Below are 15,312 nucleotides of genomic sequence, written 5' to 3'. Positions count from 1 at the left end.
TTAAAGTTGATTAATAAATATAGCTTTTTTTAGCGAATAACCTAATTTTACCTATCAAAATATAAGAACCTTTCATAATTTCATACTTTTAAGATTCAACAAGCCGACACAATGAAATTTTCCCGAACCCTTGCCTTGCTCCTGCTATTTTTTGCAGTGTATTGGAGTTTTAAATCCTTGATGCCTTCTTATAACGCCAATGAAGATGTATCTATTAATTCCTTTTCTACCGACAGGGCTCTGGAGCATGTAAAACAGTTGTCCAAAGAACCTCATGCCGTTGGTTTTCCTGGACATGAACGGGCTAGAGCTTATATAATCTCAGAGCTCAAAAAAATGGGGTTGGAAACCATCACACAAGAAGGGTATACTGCCGGTGATTGGGCAAACCTAAGCAAAGTAACCAATATTTTGGCCAGAATTAAGGGAAGTGCAAGTGAGGATGGAAAAGCCCTTCTTTTGCTTTCGCATTACGATAGCAATCCGCATTCTTCTTACGGAGCCAGCGATGCAGGAAGTGGTGTTGCCACCATTTTGGAAGGAATCCGTGCCTTTTTAAGTGAGAACAAAACTCCAAAGAATGATATCATTATTCTTATTTCAGATGCTGAGGAACTGGGCCTTAACGGAGCAGACCTTTTTGTAAACGGCCATCCGTGGGCAAAAGATGTTGGACTTGCCCTAAATTTTGAAGCCCGAGGTAGTGGAGGCCCGAGCTATATGCTTATTGAAACCAACCGCGGTAATGGTAAATTGATCAAGGAATTCACAAGGGCCAATCCAAAATATCCGGTGGCCAATTCGCTCGCATACAGCATATATAAAATGCTTCCGAATGATACCGACCTCACAGTTTTTAGGGAGGATGCCGATATTGAAGGTTTCAATTTTGCTTTTATAGATGATCATTATGATTATCATACGGCATTGGACACTTACGAAAGATTGGACAGAAACACCTTGGCACACCAAGGCAGCTATTTAATGCCACTGCTTACTTATTTTAGTGATGCTGATCTGAGTGACTTAAAAAGCTTGAACGACCATGTATATTTTAACATGTCGTTTTTTAAACTTATCTCCTACCCTTTTGAATGGATTTGGCCCATGTTCAGTTTTGCTGTTCTAACGTTTGTACTGTTGCTCTTTACAGGATTTAAGAAAGAGGTGCTTAATACAAAGGGTATTTTTAAAGGGTTTGTACCTGTACTTGTGACCCTTATTGTTAACGGACTTGCAGGTTATTTTTGTTGGTCCATAATTACTTGGTGGTATCCCGACTTTAAAGATATCTTACAGGGGTTTACCTATAATGGGTACACTTACATTACCGTGTATGTATTGTTCTCCTTGTTTATTTGTTTTTACACCTATCATAAATTTCGAAAAACAAGTACGCCCAATTTATTGGTGGCACCCATTTTTATTTGGTTGATCATCTGCGGGCTGGTGGCTCAGTACTTAAAAGGGGCTAGCTTTTTTATAGTTCCTTTGTTCGGCCTATTGGCAGGTCTGTTGGTAACCATCAACCAAGAAAAACCCAATTCCTTTTTAATGGTGTTCTTGGCTTTGCCTGCCGTACTGATCTATTCGCCTTTCATTAAAATGTTTCCCGTGGGGCTTGGCTTAAAAATGATGGTGGGAGCAACGCTCTTTACCACTTTATTGTTTTTCTTGGCCCTTCCATTTTTTGGACAGCTAAAAAGTAAGGGGAGATTGGCATACCTATTTTTGCTCCTCTTCTTCGCATTTGGTATCACAAGCCACATCCAATCGGATTTCTCTGAGGTAAGGCCAAAACCAAGCAGCTTGATGTATGTATACGATGCGGATAATGATTCAACTTTATGGGCCACCTATGACAATGTATTGATCGGATGGAACGGTCAATTCTTCAAAAACAACAAAAGAGAAGCTAACGGGCAGACCGTATCCAGCAAGTACCGTACAAATCTGAGTTACGTAGCGGATGCACCTAAAAAAGAAATTCAATTGCCCTACATTGACACTGTTATCGATACTATTATAGGTGACGATAGAATGATTGAGCTTTGCATCACTCCAAAAAGGAATGTAAATAGGCTGGAGGTATTTACAAATCCAATTGATTTAAAGTCGGCTAAGGTAAATCGTGTTGAATTATCGTCCTACTTTCTGGAGAATCGAAGGAGCAAATTGGTAACGCACTACATTACCAATAATGATTTTACGGAACTACAGCTGAAATTTCCGAAAGATTCCGTTTTGGAGCTTACTTTGTATGAAGCTTCCAATGATCTTTTGACACATCCGGAATTCAGCATTCCAGAGCGACCAAAAAGCAGTATTCCGATGCCTTTTGTACTAAATGATGCTATATTGACCATAAAAACTTTGAGATTTGAGTAAAAACGTTGGCGTTTTAGGCTGTGGATGGCTGGGATTGCCCTTGGCCAAAAAATTGATAGAAGATGGGCACACCGTTTATGGTACCACCACATCTTCCAATAAATTAGGGATTCTAGAAAACGAGGGGATCAATGCATTCAAAGTAAATTTATCAGAAAAGGGAATCCAAGGAAATATTGAAGGTTTTTTGTCCCATATCGAAACCTTGATCATTAATGTGCCGCCCAAACTTCGTGGTAAGAACAGCGAAAACTTTGTGGAAAAGATGAAGTATCTGCATACAGAAATCAAAAAGAACAAAGTTTCCAAAATCATATTTGTGAGCAGTACTGCTGTTTACGGGGAGGCAGAAGGTGAAGTTTCCGAAGAGTCCCCCACAAAACCCGTAACAGAATCGGGCAAGCAACTGGTGGAATGCGAAAAAATGTTTCGGGATGATGAAAGTTTTAAAACTACTATCATCAGGTTTGGAGGTTTAATCGGCCCAAACCGCCACCCAGTGACCATGTTATCGGGCAAGGAAAACCTACACGGAGGAAACAATCCCATCAACCTGATACATCTTCACGATTGTATCCATATGATCACCACCATTTTGAAGGAAGGTTATTGGGGAGAAATTTTCAACGGGGTATATCCACATCATCCCAAAAAGCAAGTGTACTATTTTGAAGAAGCACAGAAAAGAGGGCTGCCAGCTCCCCGTTACAAAACCGAATCGTCCCAAAATAAGGGAAAATTGGTGCTGGGCAAGAACTTTTTGGAAAAAGGACATACGTTCCACACCTCTATTGTTTCCTAAAAATCCCTGTAATCACTTATTGAATTCTTAACAGCTAGGTTGGGATTATTTTGTTAGATTTGGCGCACTAAATTGAATTTCAATGAAAAAGACTGTACTCTTATTGCTCCTTTTGGTGGGCTTTAGTGGTATTTCGCAAACAAACGATGCCCTTTTGAAACATTACAAAGCCTATTATAATGAAATGCGCTTACAAGGCGATGTAAATGGCGTAATAAGTGCTCTGACGCACCTGAACGTTATTGCTCCATCCAAAGAGCGAAGGGATACGTTGGCCTTTGTATACATGAACAATGGCAGGCACATGCAAGCACTTAACACGATAGGGATAGAGAAGAATGCTGATGACTCTGACCTTGCGGTTCAAGTAAAGGCTTTTTCCCTAAAGGCTTTGAACCAGCCTAAAAGGGCATTGGAGCATTTCGAGGAATTGAATTCCAGAAACCCATCGCCTTATTTAGCCTATGAAATGGCCGACTTAAAAATTCAAACAGGTGATATGGCCGGAGCCGTTGCCAATATCGATTATGGTATTGCCAACTCCACCGATGATATGAAATATGCTTTTTACGAGAGACAGCAACCTTACGAGGTGCCTTTAAAAGCTGCTTTCTACCATTTAAAAGGGTTGGCTGATTTTAATCAGGACAAAGAAAATATTGATGGCGCCATTGTTTCTATTGACGAAGCCCTTAAAATTGCGCCAAACTTTAACTTGGCGAGCTTGAGCAAGCAGGCGCTGGAATCCAGAAAAAAAGGGTCTACCGAGGGAGCTGAAAACTAAGTTAGTTACTGCTTCTTTTTTAGTTCCTGCAGGAGTTCATTATCCTTTTCTTCCTTGATTTGGATAAGTTCCGCCACATTTTCGTTTGGAACGGCTATAGACAGCACGTAATGGGCAATTTTCCATTGCCCATTTACTTTTTTGAGTACTCCCGAGCCACGACAGATCTTCATTTGGGTGTCCAGAAGCTCATCAAACCAAGCAAAGGTTTTTGATTCATTCAAATAAATGTTTCGTTGAACCGAAGTAAAGCTCCATGCCTTACCCCTATCAAAATAGGGTTTGGAAAAAGTTCGGAATTCTTCATTTTGCCAATTCTCCATAGCATCAGTTCCCAAAAACACACCGTCATCGGTCATTTTATCAAAATAGGTATCAAAATCGGCATTGGCAGCTGCCAAGTGCCAACTATCCAATACCTCATTTATCTTTTGCTTTTCTGAATTCTGACCATAAAATGTTATGGAAGCCATGAACAAGGTCAACAAAATAATTTTATGCTTCATCTAGAATCAGTTTTTTATCCAACTGGCTATTTACGAGTACATTTAGCTGTCGGCGGATATTATTGTATGCTTCCAATACAGCTATCGTTGGCTCCGTGGTGGGTTGATTTTCCAATATACTTGCTTTTACCTTGTACAAAAAAGTACGAAGCACCCTTTGCCTGCTTTTTACTTGAAAGGTGTCAAAAAGTTCAGGGTACTCTCCATCGGCCATATTCTTTTCCTTTTCTATAAGGTCATCAATGGCTAAGGCTAAATCTTCGTTATTAGTGGCTTTGTAGAGTACATCAATGCTCGTATTCAGTGCTTTGAACTCTTCCCATTTTTCCACAATGGCCGTTGCTTCCGGGTTTATTCCAATTTTATCGGGCATTTTCTGATAATTGAATTCCAAATCCGAATTTTCAACCACGGCTGCAGTTTTCTCGGTTTTTTTGCAAGCGCCAAAAACCAAGAACAAGACAAGTATGCCTAACAATTTTTGCATAGGCGAATGTACAAATTTTAATAAAGGGTATCTTTGCCATTAAACTAAATTAACTTCGATTTTAATGCACAAACCTATTTTGATCATCGGCGCATGTGGGCAAATTGGAACCGAACTCACTTTTGAACTAAGAAGCAAATACGGGGACGAAAATGTAATTGCAAGTGATATTCGCGAGGGAGGAGAAGCTCTGATGCAATCGGGACCTTTTGAGCTTTTGGACGCTACCAACTACGCTGCAATTGAAGATGTGGTGATGCACTACGAAATTGATGAGGTTTATTTAATGGCAGCCATGCTGAGTGCTACTGCGGAAAAATTTCCCATGCGCGCATGGAACCTTAACATGAATTCCCTGTTCAATGTCCTCAACTTGGCGAAGGAGAAAAAAATATCCAAGGTGTTCTGGCCTTCCAGCATAGCTGTTTTTGGTCCTAACACCCCTAAACAAAATACGCCTCAAAGTACTATTATGGAGCCCAGTACGGTTTATGGCATAAGTAAACAGTCGGGAGAAAGGTGGTGCGAGTACTATTACAAAAAATATGGCGTTGATGTTAGAAGCGTTCGATATCCCGGGCTGATCAGCTGGAAGACCATGCCTGGCGGGGGAACCACCGATTATGCTGTGGAAATTTACCACGAAGCTTTAAAAAAAGGATCCTATGAATGTTTTCTGGACAGCGATACAGAGCTTCCCATGATGTATATGGACGATGCCATTAGAGCTACCGTAAGCCTAATGGATTCACCAGCAGAAAAAATCAAAGTCAGGTCTTCTTACAATTTAGCGGGTATGAACTTTACCCCAAAACAAATGGCAGATAGTATTGCCAAGCACATTCCCGAATTTAAAATAAGCTATGCCCCGGATTTTAGACAAGAAATCGCAGATTCTTGGCCTAGTAGTATAGACGATTCGGCCGCAAGAAAAGAGTGGGGCTGGGAACCAAGGTTTGATTTGGACCAAACAACCCTAGAGATGCTTAAAAACTTAAAGGGATAGGGATTTATTCGTCGTCCTCATCTTCTTCTTCGGAATCCGAGAAGTTTTCGTCATCCTCGGGAATCTTATCGTAATCTTCGGAGTCGAAATCATCATCGTCATCATCCTCATCGAAATCGGCCATGGTCCGCTCTAATTTGGAACTGATTTTCACGAGGTATTTGGTGTCCTCGGTAGAAACCTCTACGGCCTCGATATATTCGCCTTTAATATTTTTGAAGTTGATGACATCATCGTCCCCATATCCATCAGGATACTTGTCCACCAAAAGCTTGAGTACCTCGGAGGTCAGTTTTTTATAGTCTACAATTACGCGTTTGAGGTTGTTCATGATATGGTGATTACTTCTTGCTCTAAGTTAGAACAAATGTGATTGTATGGAAAAATTATAAAAAAAAATTTGCGTTGTCAAAATTGAGGCGATTTTATCGACCAAAAATGATGTTAACTTGAAGATGGCATTAAAAAAGTGTGAGGCACTATAGTAAAAGTAGCACTGGCAAGAACCGAACTATTTTTTCCCTGATTCCCAGTTTAATTGGGGTTTTCACTTTTTAATTTCAAAATGTTGGCGATTTGTGAACTTTTGTGATGGATTTGCCTTTCGGCATTTCAAAAATAAATAAATTGGGTTTAAATAATAGATTTAAATCATGTTACAAAAGTTTTAATTATGCACATAATAATTTATTATAAGATTATATTCACACGTTGATTTTTGTGCAATAAATTATGGATAATCTGGATTTCAGACTTTTTACAACAGTTGTATTTGCAGCTATTTTTGGGGTTTTCGCGGTTTACCACCTGCTGTCTTACCTAATATTGAGACATAAAATTTTACTTTATTATTTTATACTGATTTTAGGGCTTACCTTACATTGGAGCCTTTCTTTTTTCATCAATAATTCATTTGACGACGCCATTGCAAAATTTGCGGATAAAGCCTCCTTGACCACTGCGATGCTCACTACTTTTGGGCTGTTGATGTTCACAAAGAACTATCTGAATATCACAAGGAAGGAATATCACAAATTATCGAAAATCTACAAGTCTTTCATAATCATCGTGGTAAGTCTTCCAGTACTGCACCTGGCCAATACCCTTTTTACAGGAATAGTCTGGTTCAATGATGCAATTGTCATACTTGCGGCAATTACCTCGATGGCTTCTATACTTCTGAATATCTTTTCGGGATTTTGGCTTTTCAGCGCTCAAAAATTCAATAAGTACTACCTATATTCTTATGCCCCAATATTATTGGCAGCACTATTGTATATAAGCGCATGGTTTTTGAAAAGACAATTCAGTTTCAATGCAGATCCAATAATACTGACTTCTTCAATTTTAGTCACCCTTCAGCTTATTCTTTTCTCACTTTTGCTCGGCTATAAGTTTAAATCGCTTGAGGATGAGAACATGAAAATTCAGTTAGATGCAAACCAAAAGCTTACATCCGAGGTAGACCGACAAACCAAAAACCTGCAAATCGCAAATAACTCACTTGAAATACAAAATGAAGAGCTGGAAAGGACAAATAAGCTTAAGAATAAACTATTCTCCCTAATTACCCATGATGTAAGGTCCCCACTTAACAATATTAGTGTAATCATCGCCATGATAGAAGAACAGATACAGGATGATGAAATGAAGCAAATCTTTGAAAAACTCAAAGGTGAAATTTCCGATAAAATCGACATGGTGAATGAATTACTCCAATGGTCCTACAGTCAACTTGAAGGGATAAAACCCAACAAAAAAAGATGTGATTTATCGGAGGTTTTTACAACCGTTAAAAATGAATTTGAAAGAATGGTAGAGGACAAGGATATTGATATTGAATTGGATATTTCATGTTCTGAAATTGTTACAGATGAAAATATCCTAAAAGTCATTTTACGAAATCTAATTTCGAACGCAATAAAGTTTAGCAATAAGGGTCAAAAAATACTGTTGTGGTCACAACAAGATTCCGGACATATTGAAATGGGGGTAAAAGACTTTGGAGTGGGTATGGATTCTTCCCGGTTTAATCTAACAACACATAGCGATAAGCCACAATCAACAAGAGGTACATTTGGTGAAAAAGGCACAGGTTTTGGTTTGTTGATCATTAAAGATTTTGTGGAAATGCTAGGAGGTGAAATAATCTGTGAAAGTCAAATAAATGAGGGCACAAACTTTATTTTACGTTTTAAATCTGAACTTCAGGAACATGCTCTTGATTCAAAGGCTTAAAACGGACGTTTGAATCCCTATTCATATTGGATTACCGCGAGAATTACTATTTCCTAAAAGCCTGCAACGCTAGTTTCTGGAAGGGGCATATCAACCTTAAGATACGCTTGTATATCTTCCTTTTTCAATGGCTTCTTAATAAAGCCGCGCACATATTTTTTAAATTTCCTGGACATTTCTAAATCATCCTCCGAAATGGATGAGGTAACTATCACCACATCTATAATTTGTGGGAATTTTTCAAGATACATGAATTCCAAAAATTCGAATCCGCTCATCTCAGGCATATTGATATCTAAAAAAACAATTATCCTTTCCGGGGAATCTTCTCGAAATCGAAGATTGTCCAGGGCCCATTCCGGATTTGTGAAGCTTTTGACTTTGTCTTCAAGCCCCAATTTTCTAAACTGTATTGCATTTACGGTATTGATGAGCTCCTCATCATCAACCAAATAAATTTCCTTGTACATGTCTTAAAATTTAATGTTAATTGAAATTAGCAGCTTTGGACATTTATTTGGAAATTTTGTTGTGAAAGCTTAAAAAATATAAGTGATCAATTCGATTTTGTGCATTTGAATATAGAACTATGAATAAGCAAAGAATAATGCACTGGGTTCTTTAGCAACTTTGATATCTCTTAGAAACAAGAAATCAAACTGGTCAATGAGAGAATCGAACATACTAATTGCAGAAGTGTATTTTCCATTCATTCCAGTTAATTATTTGTAACGCAATAAGAATACCAATAAACACGAGTACAATTTCTCCAATTACGTAAAGCAGATATTTAATGAATTTATCCTCAGAGAGTAGCTTTTGTCTAATTTTTCTGAAGAATTTTATCATGGGTTATTGGTTGGTTATAATGAAACACAACTTGTTTACATGCGGAACTTTACTGGGCATATACATTTCAATAGGGAGGGCTATGCTCAAGATTTGTTATATTATATACGGTTGAGTTCCCATTGTTTATTTGAACTTTAATTTTTTTGACTCCTTTTCCTGCTTAATTCATGGAGATTTTATTCATTGTATTTTTATTTCCCAGAAACTTAATTTATGGAAAAATTTCTAAAGCTTTTAAAAGAACGGTATCAGCTTGAGGATGAACAAATGAGTGTTATGTTGGATGCATTCAACAAAGTCGAGACTCATAAGAATGAATTTTTGTTGTTGGCTGGCAATGTAGCCAGAAAAGTATATTTGGTTGGCGAGGGGATTATTCGTGTATTTTCAGATGATGGGAATCAGGAATCCACACGAAGAATTGCGTTTGAAAATGAGTTCGCAACCAGTTTTGATAGTTTTATAAATCAAGTTCCCTCTTCAGAAAATATTCAGTCATTGGAAGATAGTATTGTATACGAACTTTCCTATGCCAATTTTAGAAAACTAAATGAAACTGTTCCTGCTTGGCGTGCATTTTACATCAATCGCATTGAGCAAGCATTTTCCCTACATTATGGTCGTATAGAAGCTTTTCAGAATATGACTGCCAAAGAACGGTTTGATGCTTTAATGGACAATAGACCACAAATGATAGCTCGGTTGTCCAATAAAGTTTTGGCCAGTTACCTTGGAATTACACAGGAGAGTTTAAGCCGCATTAAAAGCCAAGCCTGATTCTTTTTTATCATTTGTTAATTTTTAAAACAAGACAACCATATACTTTTGGCATTCATTAAATCTTCGAAATGTCAGAAACAAATTATAGCCCCCTGATAGATGTTCATCACCACATCATACCAGATGTGTACAGGGAAGGATTGGCCGAAATTGGAATTACCCATTCCGGTGGAAAATCGATAGACCCATGGAACGTTGACATGAGCCTCGATTTTATGGACTCACTTCACATTGAAACAGCGTTCATGTCAATTTCAGAGCCCGCGCTTCGTGAAGTTTATGTTCAATCACCCGAAAAGGCAAAAACATTGGCCAGAAAAACCAATGAGTTCATGGCAATTGCCAAACAAAAGTATCCCGATCGTTTTGGTGCATTTGCAGTATTGCCCATGCCAGATGTAGAGGCAAGTATCGAAGAGGTAAAATATGCTTTGGATGTTTTGAAATTGGATGGTATTGGTCTACTTTCCAATTACGGAGGATCATTTTTGGGGGATTCCTGTTTTGACGAACTCATGGATATATTGCAAGAATATAAAGCGGTGGTTTATGTGCACCCAAGTTCTCCTGACAGCTCGATAAAAAGACCGGAGTTTGTTCCGATCGATTTCATCACGGAATTTACTTTTAACACCACTAGGGCGGCTACAAATCTAATTTATAGTGCCACCACGGAGCGTTGTCCTGATGTGCAGTTCATCTTTTCACACATGGGAGGAACATTGCCCTATTTGCATTCAAGGGTTGAGTTCACCTTCCCACGAATGGAGCATGTACGTGACGCCATGCCTGTCTCCAATCAGGTGAAAGATCGTTGGGCCATGGTCGAAAAAAGTATTTCCTCCTATATAGAGCGGATGTGGTTCGATACAGCTCTAAATGTAGATCCTGATGTTCTAAGATTAACAGATAAAATAGCCAAAGAACACATTTTGTTCGGATCCGATGCATTTTTTGCTCCAAGACCAGTTGTGGACAAGTTACTTTCTGAGCTTAAAAGCAATCTAAGTACTGAAGAATTTGATAAAATGGCCAATCAAAACATTAAAGCGCTGTTCCCTAATCGCAAGTTTTCCATTTAGGTAAATTAACAATTGTAGGTCAACGAGAAATGGAGACATTTATGAATTCTGAAAATTAAGGTTGGAAATCCCTCCTTGGACCAATGCGTACAATTTAAGTTCCAAACTTTGTTCAATGGCAATCACCCGTGCCTATTCAAAAAACATAATTCTAAATTTTGAATAAAATGGTACCATAAAAAACCTTGTCTTGAACTAAAAATCGATAAAAAGGCGAACGCAACGAAGTGGAGTGCTACAAGCCCCAAATCTTACTGAAACCAATCCTATTGAGCGAGGTGATTTTTAACCAAAACTCGGTCGCAATATTCATTTTTTCGTGAATAATGTAATGGATTAAAGAATCAAAACAATATTCTAAATAGAATTGAAGACACCTTGATTCAAAGATTCCAAAATTCAATTTTAAGCTAAAAATTACCTGATTTTATAAAGCTGAGAGCATTTTCCGTAATCTTTGGAATGAATGGAACAAACCTGAATAGAACTCATCAAGATATTGGTTGATTGATTTGGCATGAATAGAAGAACTTTTTACACGCTGCTTGTTTGAATTCCATTCATTGAATCACTTGAAGGTCAAAAAGTAGCCCCGGTAATAATCAGGGAGAAAGGAAATTTTATCTTAGAAACCAAGAAGATAATAACATTGGATATCCAATACATCTTAATAATGCCCAAATACAATATGATTGTTCTGGTTTAAAGCTTCAACAATTCCTGTTAGCCAAGTTCCCTCTTCTACATATTGTTTCATTTAAAAGGAATAACAAATCTTAAAGTTCACCATAACTTTTTGACTGTCAAACCCCTCCTCGAATAGCATAAAATCTTTGACATTTTCGGGTAGGGTTTGTCACTTTCAGGTTGTTATTTTTACAAACAATATAAATCTCAAAATCTTAAATTTTATGCAACCTTTTTTGAAAAATGTCGGTATTACTATGGGAATAGCAATCATGATGTTTTCTTGTAGTAAGGATAATGAAAATGGAAATCCAGAAAGTGAAACCTACAGTACAACCTACAAAATCACGGATGCGCCCGTGGACAATGCCGAAATCGAGGCTGTGTTCGTTACAGTTTCCGATGTAAGGGTGGACGGCACCTCTTTAGAGGGCTTCAATAAGACCACATTCGACCTTTCCGCATTGGTAAACGGACAGACCAAGACCTTGGGAAACCTCCAAATGGAAGCCGGTTCCTATAGCAATATCGAATTGGTATTGGACTATGATGCCGACATGGACGGCAATGCTCCCGGATGTTATGTGGAAATGGCCGATGGATCGAAGGACAAGATCGAATCCACTTCGCAATCCATTGATATTACGGATAGCTTTGAAGTATTTGCAACCAATACCAACGAAATCATCATTGATTTTGACCTGAGAAAGACCGTAAAGGAAGAACAGGGAACTTTGGAAAGCGACTTCAACTTCGTGACCGCTTCCGAACTCAGCGCCGGCCTACGTACCGTAAATCAGGAAGCTACAGGTGAAATAAAGGGCACGGTGAACGATGCGGAGAACACATCGGACAAAATCGTGGTATATGCCTATGAAAAGGGTACGTACAATGCGGAAGTTGAAACCCAGGGACAGGGCGAGAGCAATATCCGTTTTGCCAATGCCATTACCAGTGCCGAAGTGGGAGGCATCAACAATTCCTACAGCCTCAACTTTTTGGAAACAGGTGAATACGAGCTGATCTTTGTGTCATACACACAGGATGGCAACCAATTCTATTTCAATTCCACCTTGGAAGTGGAGTCCACTACAGGTCTTGACTTAGGGGCTTTGGAAGTAACCTCAGCACTTCAGTTGAATGCCAATGTGACTGTAATTGGAACAACTCCCTAAGGAAGGAGAATCAATCCATTATACCAAAAAGCCCCGAATAAGGGGCTTTTTTTATTAAAATTCATTTTCCTCCATGGGCCTGTAAATCGTCGAGACATGCCTGATCCAGTATTGGAACGGTTCCTCCACTTATCATATTTACCAGCCCCTCACCGGTTTCCGCGGTCCAATACATCAAACAATCCTCGGTCGTACAATGTCTGCCATGTTCAATATCCTGGTGTTGACTTTGTAATGGTGTTCCGGCATTGACCAACCCCATCAAATGACCAAATTCATGGTCCAATACCGTACTCTCCAAAACCGTTGTGCTTGGGGAAAGAGGCTGGCCGCTGAATTCCCTGATGGTCTCGGAGAAAAGCACGAATGAAGTATTTCTGTAAGCAACGCCCAAGACCGATCCGCTTTCGGTATTCTCAGCATATTCACCATCCAGAAAAAGCCCAAAAACCTTCAATGTCGAGCCCTCGTTATATGCCGTTCTGACCTCATCCTCTATTTTTCGGACATCTGTAATGGAATAAACACCCTGTCCAGGGGAATCCATTTCAAACAATTCAATGTTAATTCCGTCCGGTTTGTTCAATCGTTCATTTAAAAACCCTTTGAAGTGTTCAACAGTTTCCGAGCTTGGACGGAGTCCCTGAACATAATAAATTCCAATGTATAGTGACGTAAAGCTATTATCATCCAACAACCCCTGAGATGAATCACCCACCGCTTGTTGATTCGCAGCTTTATCAATAGTTTCTTCCGGAGTCTGTGCCTGCTCACCTGAATCCCCGTTGGAGGAACAACTCATTACAAAAAATACCAGTACCCAAAGTAAATTTCTTTCTACTACTCTCATAAGCATCAAACTTTATAAGTATAACGTCCATATCAGAAATCATTGTGATTGGGATAGATAAATCTACACTTAAAAGGTGAAAATCGGTATGGATTTCGTTTTATAGCAAGTACACCATTGAAGGTAAAAGATTCTGATTTTTTTTGAATCACTTTTTTGTCTGCTTCTTCTTTTGAGGAAATATCCGATTTTTAGGGAGAGTTATATATGAATCTAACTTTTTATCCTACACTTTACTGAATCACTTGAAGGTCAAAAAGTAGCCCCGGCAAGAATCGAACTTTTTCCCCGGACCCCCCAGTTTTATTGGGGTTTTCACTTTTTGATTTCAAAATGCTGACGATTTGTGAACTTTTGCGATTGATTTGTCTTTCGTCATTTCAAATATAAACAAACAACTGTAAATGATTGATTTTAGATCACCTATTTGCATTTAACTAGTTACTAAAACCCAATTACAAAACAATTATTCCATCTGTTAACCATTTTAATATAGATGAATGATTTTGAAAGGCCCAAAAAAACAAGACCCGCACTTATGTACGGGTCTTTTGCGTTCATGCAAACTAATAAACTGAATCAAAACTACTTAAACTTATAATTTTACGGGGCTACCTTTAATTTCTCTGGCAATGGGCATTCCCAATAATTTTAAAATAGTGGGTGCAAATTGATTGGAATACAATTGTTCTTCCGTCCCAACTTCTCCAACGGGATCAACATCTTTTCCAAAAGCAACCATCCAAACGGAGCCTGCCCCTTTTACATCGCTTCCATGGCTTCTCCATGTTTTCAACGGCTCTGTTCCGCGTCCATGATCCGTAGTGATCAAAAACACGGTTTGGTCTTTGTAAAAATCATCCTGTTGGGTAAACTCCCATATCTCCTTGATCAGGGCGTCGGTATTGTGCGCCGATTTCAAATAGGCTTGATAATCCCCGTCGTGGGCAAAATCATCTGTTTCTCCATAAGAAATATACACCAGATTTGGATGCTTCTTTTTCATGTGTTCCAAGACATAATGATGGGTGAACGCATCCAGTCGCACACTTCCCCAAGGGCTTGGAATCTGCCCCTGTAATTGGTTCAAGAATTTTTCCTTTTCGGTCAAATCGCCTGTAGCTTCTTCAAATCCCGCGTTTACCGGAACCCCGGAACGCTCTTCGTTCACAATAAATGGAAACACGTCCCAACTGCCAAAGGCAGCCACCTTGCTTTTTCCTTCGGGAGTATTGTTGTATCGCTCCAAAATGGTAGTATTGGGATTGGGCATTTTGGCATTGCTTCGGATGTTTTCGTCATCCGCGGTTCCCGTCAAAATTTCGTTATAACCCGGGTAAGAAAACCACATGGAGTTGGTCAAGTCCACTTTGCTTCCCAATGTTCGATTTCCATGAATCTGACCCATTTTTTCCACTTGATTCCAAAAAAACGGCAATAATGCTTCTCTTCTTTCAGTTGGTGTTTCTCTCCAGAAAGCTTCCTTCAACATTTCGGTATCGTGTACATATTCTTTGTTGCCGATCAAAAGTGAATCTGCGCCTGTGAATAGTTCTTGCCAGCGAAAACCATCCAACGTAATCAATATAACCTTGATGTTCTCGGCTTTTTGAGCATACGTTGCCATTGATGTGAACAGCAACATGATAAAAATTAAAAATCTGTTTTTCATTGT

14 protein-coding genes and 1 pseudogene are annotated in these 15,312 nt (G+C 38.9%); 8 read left to right on the top strand and 7 right to left on the bottom strand.

The window, feature by feature from the left end:
* The first annotated feature begins 111 nt into the window (after positions 1-111).
* From J0654_RS11890 to J0654_RS11880, 3 genes are all read left to right on the top strand, one after another.
* Entirely contained in the window at positions 112-2,388 is a 2,277-nt protein-coding gene (locus J0654_RS11890; protein ID WP_207029227.1) for a M28 family peptidase, read from the top strand.
* Positions 2,381-3,190: an SDR family oxidoreductase gene (locus J0654_RS11885; protein WP_207029225.1), complete on the top strand. Its 810-nt coding sequence runs from the start codon at positions 2,381-2,383 to the stop codon at positions 3,188-3,190. The genes J0654_RS11890 and J0654_RS11885 overlap by 8 nt, the downstream gene beginning before the upstream one ends.
* Positions 3,191-3,272: 82 nt before the next feature.
* Complete coding sequence (locus tag J0654_RS11880; RefSeq protein ID WP_207029223.1) at positions 3,273-3,974, top strand: hypothetical protein; 702 nt, start codon at positions 3,273-3,275, stop codon at positions 3,972-3,974.
* A 5-nt stretch (positions 3,975-3,979) separates the two neighbouring features.
* Here the strand turns inward: J0654_RS11880 and J0654_RS11875 are convergent, their stop codons facing one another.
* Together J0654_RS11875 and J0654_RS11870 are read right to left on the bottom strand one after the other, a co-directional pair.
* Complete coding sequence (locus J0654_RS11875) at positions 3,980-4,480, bottom strand: nuclear transport factor 2 family protein (protein WP_207029221.1); 501 nt, start codon at positions 4,478-4,480, stop codon at positions 3,980-3,982.
* Complete coding sequence (locus tag J0654_RS11870) at positions 4,470-4,967, bottom strand: hypothetical protein (protein ID WP_207029219.1); 498 nt, start codon at positions 4,965-4,967, stop codon at positions 4,470-4,472. Before J0654_RS11870 ends, J0654_RS11875 begins: the two co-directional genes overlap by 11 nt.
* A 64-nt stretch (positions 4,968-5,031) precedes the next feature.
* On the opposite strand from J0654_RS11870, the gene J0654_RS11865 reads away from it, so the two are divergent.
* Complete coding sequence (locus tag J0654_RS11865) at positions 5,032-5,973, top strand: NAD-dependent epimerase/dehydratase family protein (protein ID WP_207029217.1); 942 nt, start codon at positions 5,032-5,034, stop codon at positions 5,971-5,973.
* 4 nt (positions 5,974-5,977) lie between these two features.
* On the opposite strand, the gene J0654_RS11860 is transcribed toward J0654_RS11865, so the two are convergent.
* Positions 5,978-6,304 carry a hypothetical protein gene (locus tag J0654_RS11860; protein ID WP_207029215.1) on the bottom strand — a complete coding sequence of 109 codons (327 nt, stop codon included), beginning with the start codon at positions 6,302-6,304 and terminating at the stop codon, positions 5,978-5,980.
* A gap of 401 nt (positions 6,305-6,705) precedes the next feature.
* On the opposite strand from J0654_RS11860, the gene J0654_RS11855 reads away from it, so the two are divergent.
* On the top strand, positions 6,706-8,211 hold the full coding sequence (locus J0654_RS11855; protein ID WP_207029213.1) for a sensor histidine kinase: 1,506 nt from the start codon (positions 6,706-6,708) through the stop codon (positions 8,209-8,211).
* Positions 8,212-8,264: 53 nt separating this feature from the next.
* On the opposite strand, the gene J0654_RS11850 is transcribed toward J0654_RS11855, so the two are convergent.
* The gene (locus J0654_RS11850) at positions 8,265-8,681 is read right to left on the bottom strand and encodes a response regulator (protein ID WP_207029211.1); all 417 of its coding nucleotides are present in this window, start codon (positions 8,679-8,681) and stop codon (positions 8,265-8,267) included.
* Between the two features lie 595 nt (positions 8,682-9,276).
* Here J0654_RS11850 and J0654_RS11845 point away from each other — a divergent pair.
* Together J0654_RS11845 and J0654_RS11840 are read left to right on the top strand one after the other, a co-directional pair.
* Positions 9,277-9,840, top strand: coding sequence for a Crp/Fnr family transcriptional regulator (locus J0654_RS11845; RefSeq protein ID WP_207029210.1), 564 nt, complete (start codon positions 9,277-9,279; stop codon positions 9,838-9,840).
* A gap of 71 nt (positions 9,841-9,911) precedes the next feature.
* The gene (locus tag J0654_RS11840) at positions 9,912-10,925 is read left to right on the top strand and encodes an amidohydrolase family protein (RefSeq protein ID WP_207029207.1); all 1,014 of its coding nucleotides are present in this window, start codon (positions 9,912-9,914) and stop codon (positions 10,923-10,925) included.
* 427 nt (positions 10,926-11,352) lie between these two features.
* Here J0654_RS11840 and J0654_RS18440 read toward each other — a convergent pair.
* Positions 11,353-11,478, bottom strand: a pseudogene (locus J0654_RS18440) (hypothetical protein); the annotation flags it as partial.
* A 391-nt stretch (positions 11,479-11,869) separates the two neighbouring features.
* On the opposite strand from J0654_RS18440, the gene J0654_RS11835 reads away from it, so the two are divergent.
* Positions 11,870-12,787 (top strand): DUF4382 domain-containing protein, encoded by a 918-nt coding sequence (locus J0654_RS11835; RefSeq protein ID WP_237685973.1) that lies wholly within the window; start codon positions 11,870-11,872, stop codon positions 12,785-12,787.
* 61 nt (positions 12,788-12,848) lie between these two features.
* Here the strand turns inward: J0654_RS11835 and J0654_RS11830 are convergent, their stop codons facing one another.
* A complete protein-coding gene (locus tag J0654_RS11830) occupies positions 12,849-13,637 on the bottom strand; it encodes a membrane metalloprotease (RefSeq protein ID WP_237685972.1) in 789 nt (262 codons plus the stop codon).
* A 595-nt stretch (positions 13,638-14,232) separates the two neighbouring features.
* Positions 14,233-15,309: an alkaline phosphatase family protein gene (locus J0654_RS11825; protein ID WP_207029203.1), complete on the bottom strand. Its 1,077-nt coding sequence runs from the start codon at positions 15,307-15,309 to the stop codon at positions 14,233-14,235.
* Between the last annotated feature and the right edge of the window lie 3 nt (positions 15,310-15,312).

Origin of the sequence: Flagellimonas profundi (genome assembly GCF_017313275.1) — a bacterium.
In the GTDB taxonomy this organism is placed as follows: domain Bacteria; phylum Bacteroidota; class Bacteroidia; order Flavobacteriales; family Flavobacteriaceae; genus Flagellimonas; species Flagellimonas profundi.
This window is presented reverse-complemented; position numbering and strand designations above follow the sequence as displayed.

Excerpts from the sequence above, each read along its gene's own strand:
- J0654_RS11840 (WP_207029207.1), top strand. The coding sequence starts at position 9,912 with ATGTCAGAAACAAATTATAGCCCCCTGATAGATGTTCATCACCACATC.
- J0654_RS11860 (WP_207029215.1), bottom strand. The coding sequence starts at position 6,304 with ATGAACAACCTCAAACGCGTAATTGTAGACTATAAAAAACTGACCTCC.
- J0654_RS11830 (WP_237685972.1), bottom strand. The coding sequence starts at position 13,637 with ATGAGAGTAGTAGAAAGAAATTTACTTTGGGTACTGGTATTTTTTGTA.
- J0654_RS11850 (WP_207029211.1), bottom strand. The coding sequence starts at position 8,681 with ATGTACAAGGAAATTTATTTGGTTGATGATGAGGAGCTCATCAATACC.
- J0654_RS11825 (WP_207029203.1), bottom strand. The coding sequence starts at position 15,309 with ATGAAAAACAGATTTTTAATTTTTATCATGTTGCTGTTCACATCAATG.
- J0654_RS11870 (WP_207029219.1), bottom strand. The coding sequence starts at position 4,967 with ATGCAAAAATTGTTAGGCATACTTGTCTTGTTCTTGGTTTTTGGCGCT.
- J0654_RS11835 (WP_237685973.1), top strand. The coding sequence starts at position 11,870 with ATGGGAATAGCAATCATGATGTTTTCTTGTAGTAAGGATAATGAAAAT.
- J0654_RS11855 (WP_207029213.1), top strand. The coding sequence starts at position 6,706 with ATGGATAATCTGGATTTCAGACTTTTTACAACAGTTGTATTTGCAGCT.
- J0654_RS11865 (WP_207029217.1), top strand. The coding sequence starts at position 5,032 with ATGCACAAACCTATTTTGATCATCGGCGCATGTGGGCAAATTGGAACC.
- J0654_RS11880 (WP_207029223.1), top strand. The coding sequence starts at position 3,273 with ATGAAAAAGACTGTACTCTTATTGCTCCTTTTGGTGGGCTTTAGTGGT.
- J0654_RS11845 (WP_207029210.1), top strand. The coding sequence starts at position 9,277 with ATGGAAAAATTTCTAAAGCTTTTAAAAGAACGGTATCAGCTTGAGGAT.
- J0654_RS11890 (WP_207029227.1), top strand. The coding sequence starts at position 112 with ATGAAATTTTCCCGAACCCTTGCCTTGCTCCTGCTATTTTTTGCAGTG.
- J0654_RS11875 (WP_207029221.1), bottom strand. The coding sequence starts at position 4,480 with ATGAAGCATAAAATTATTTTGTTGACCTTGTTCATGGCTTCCATAACA.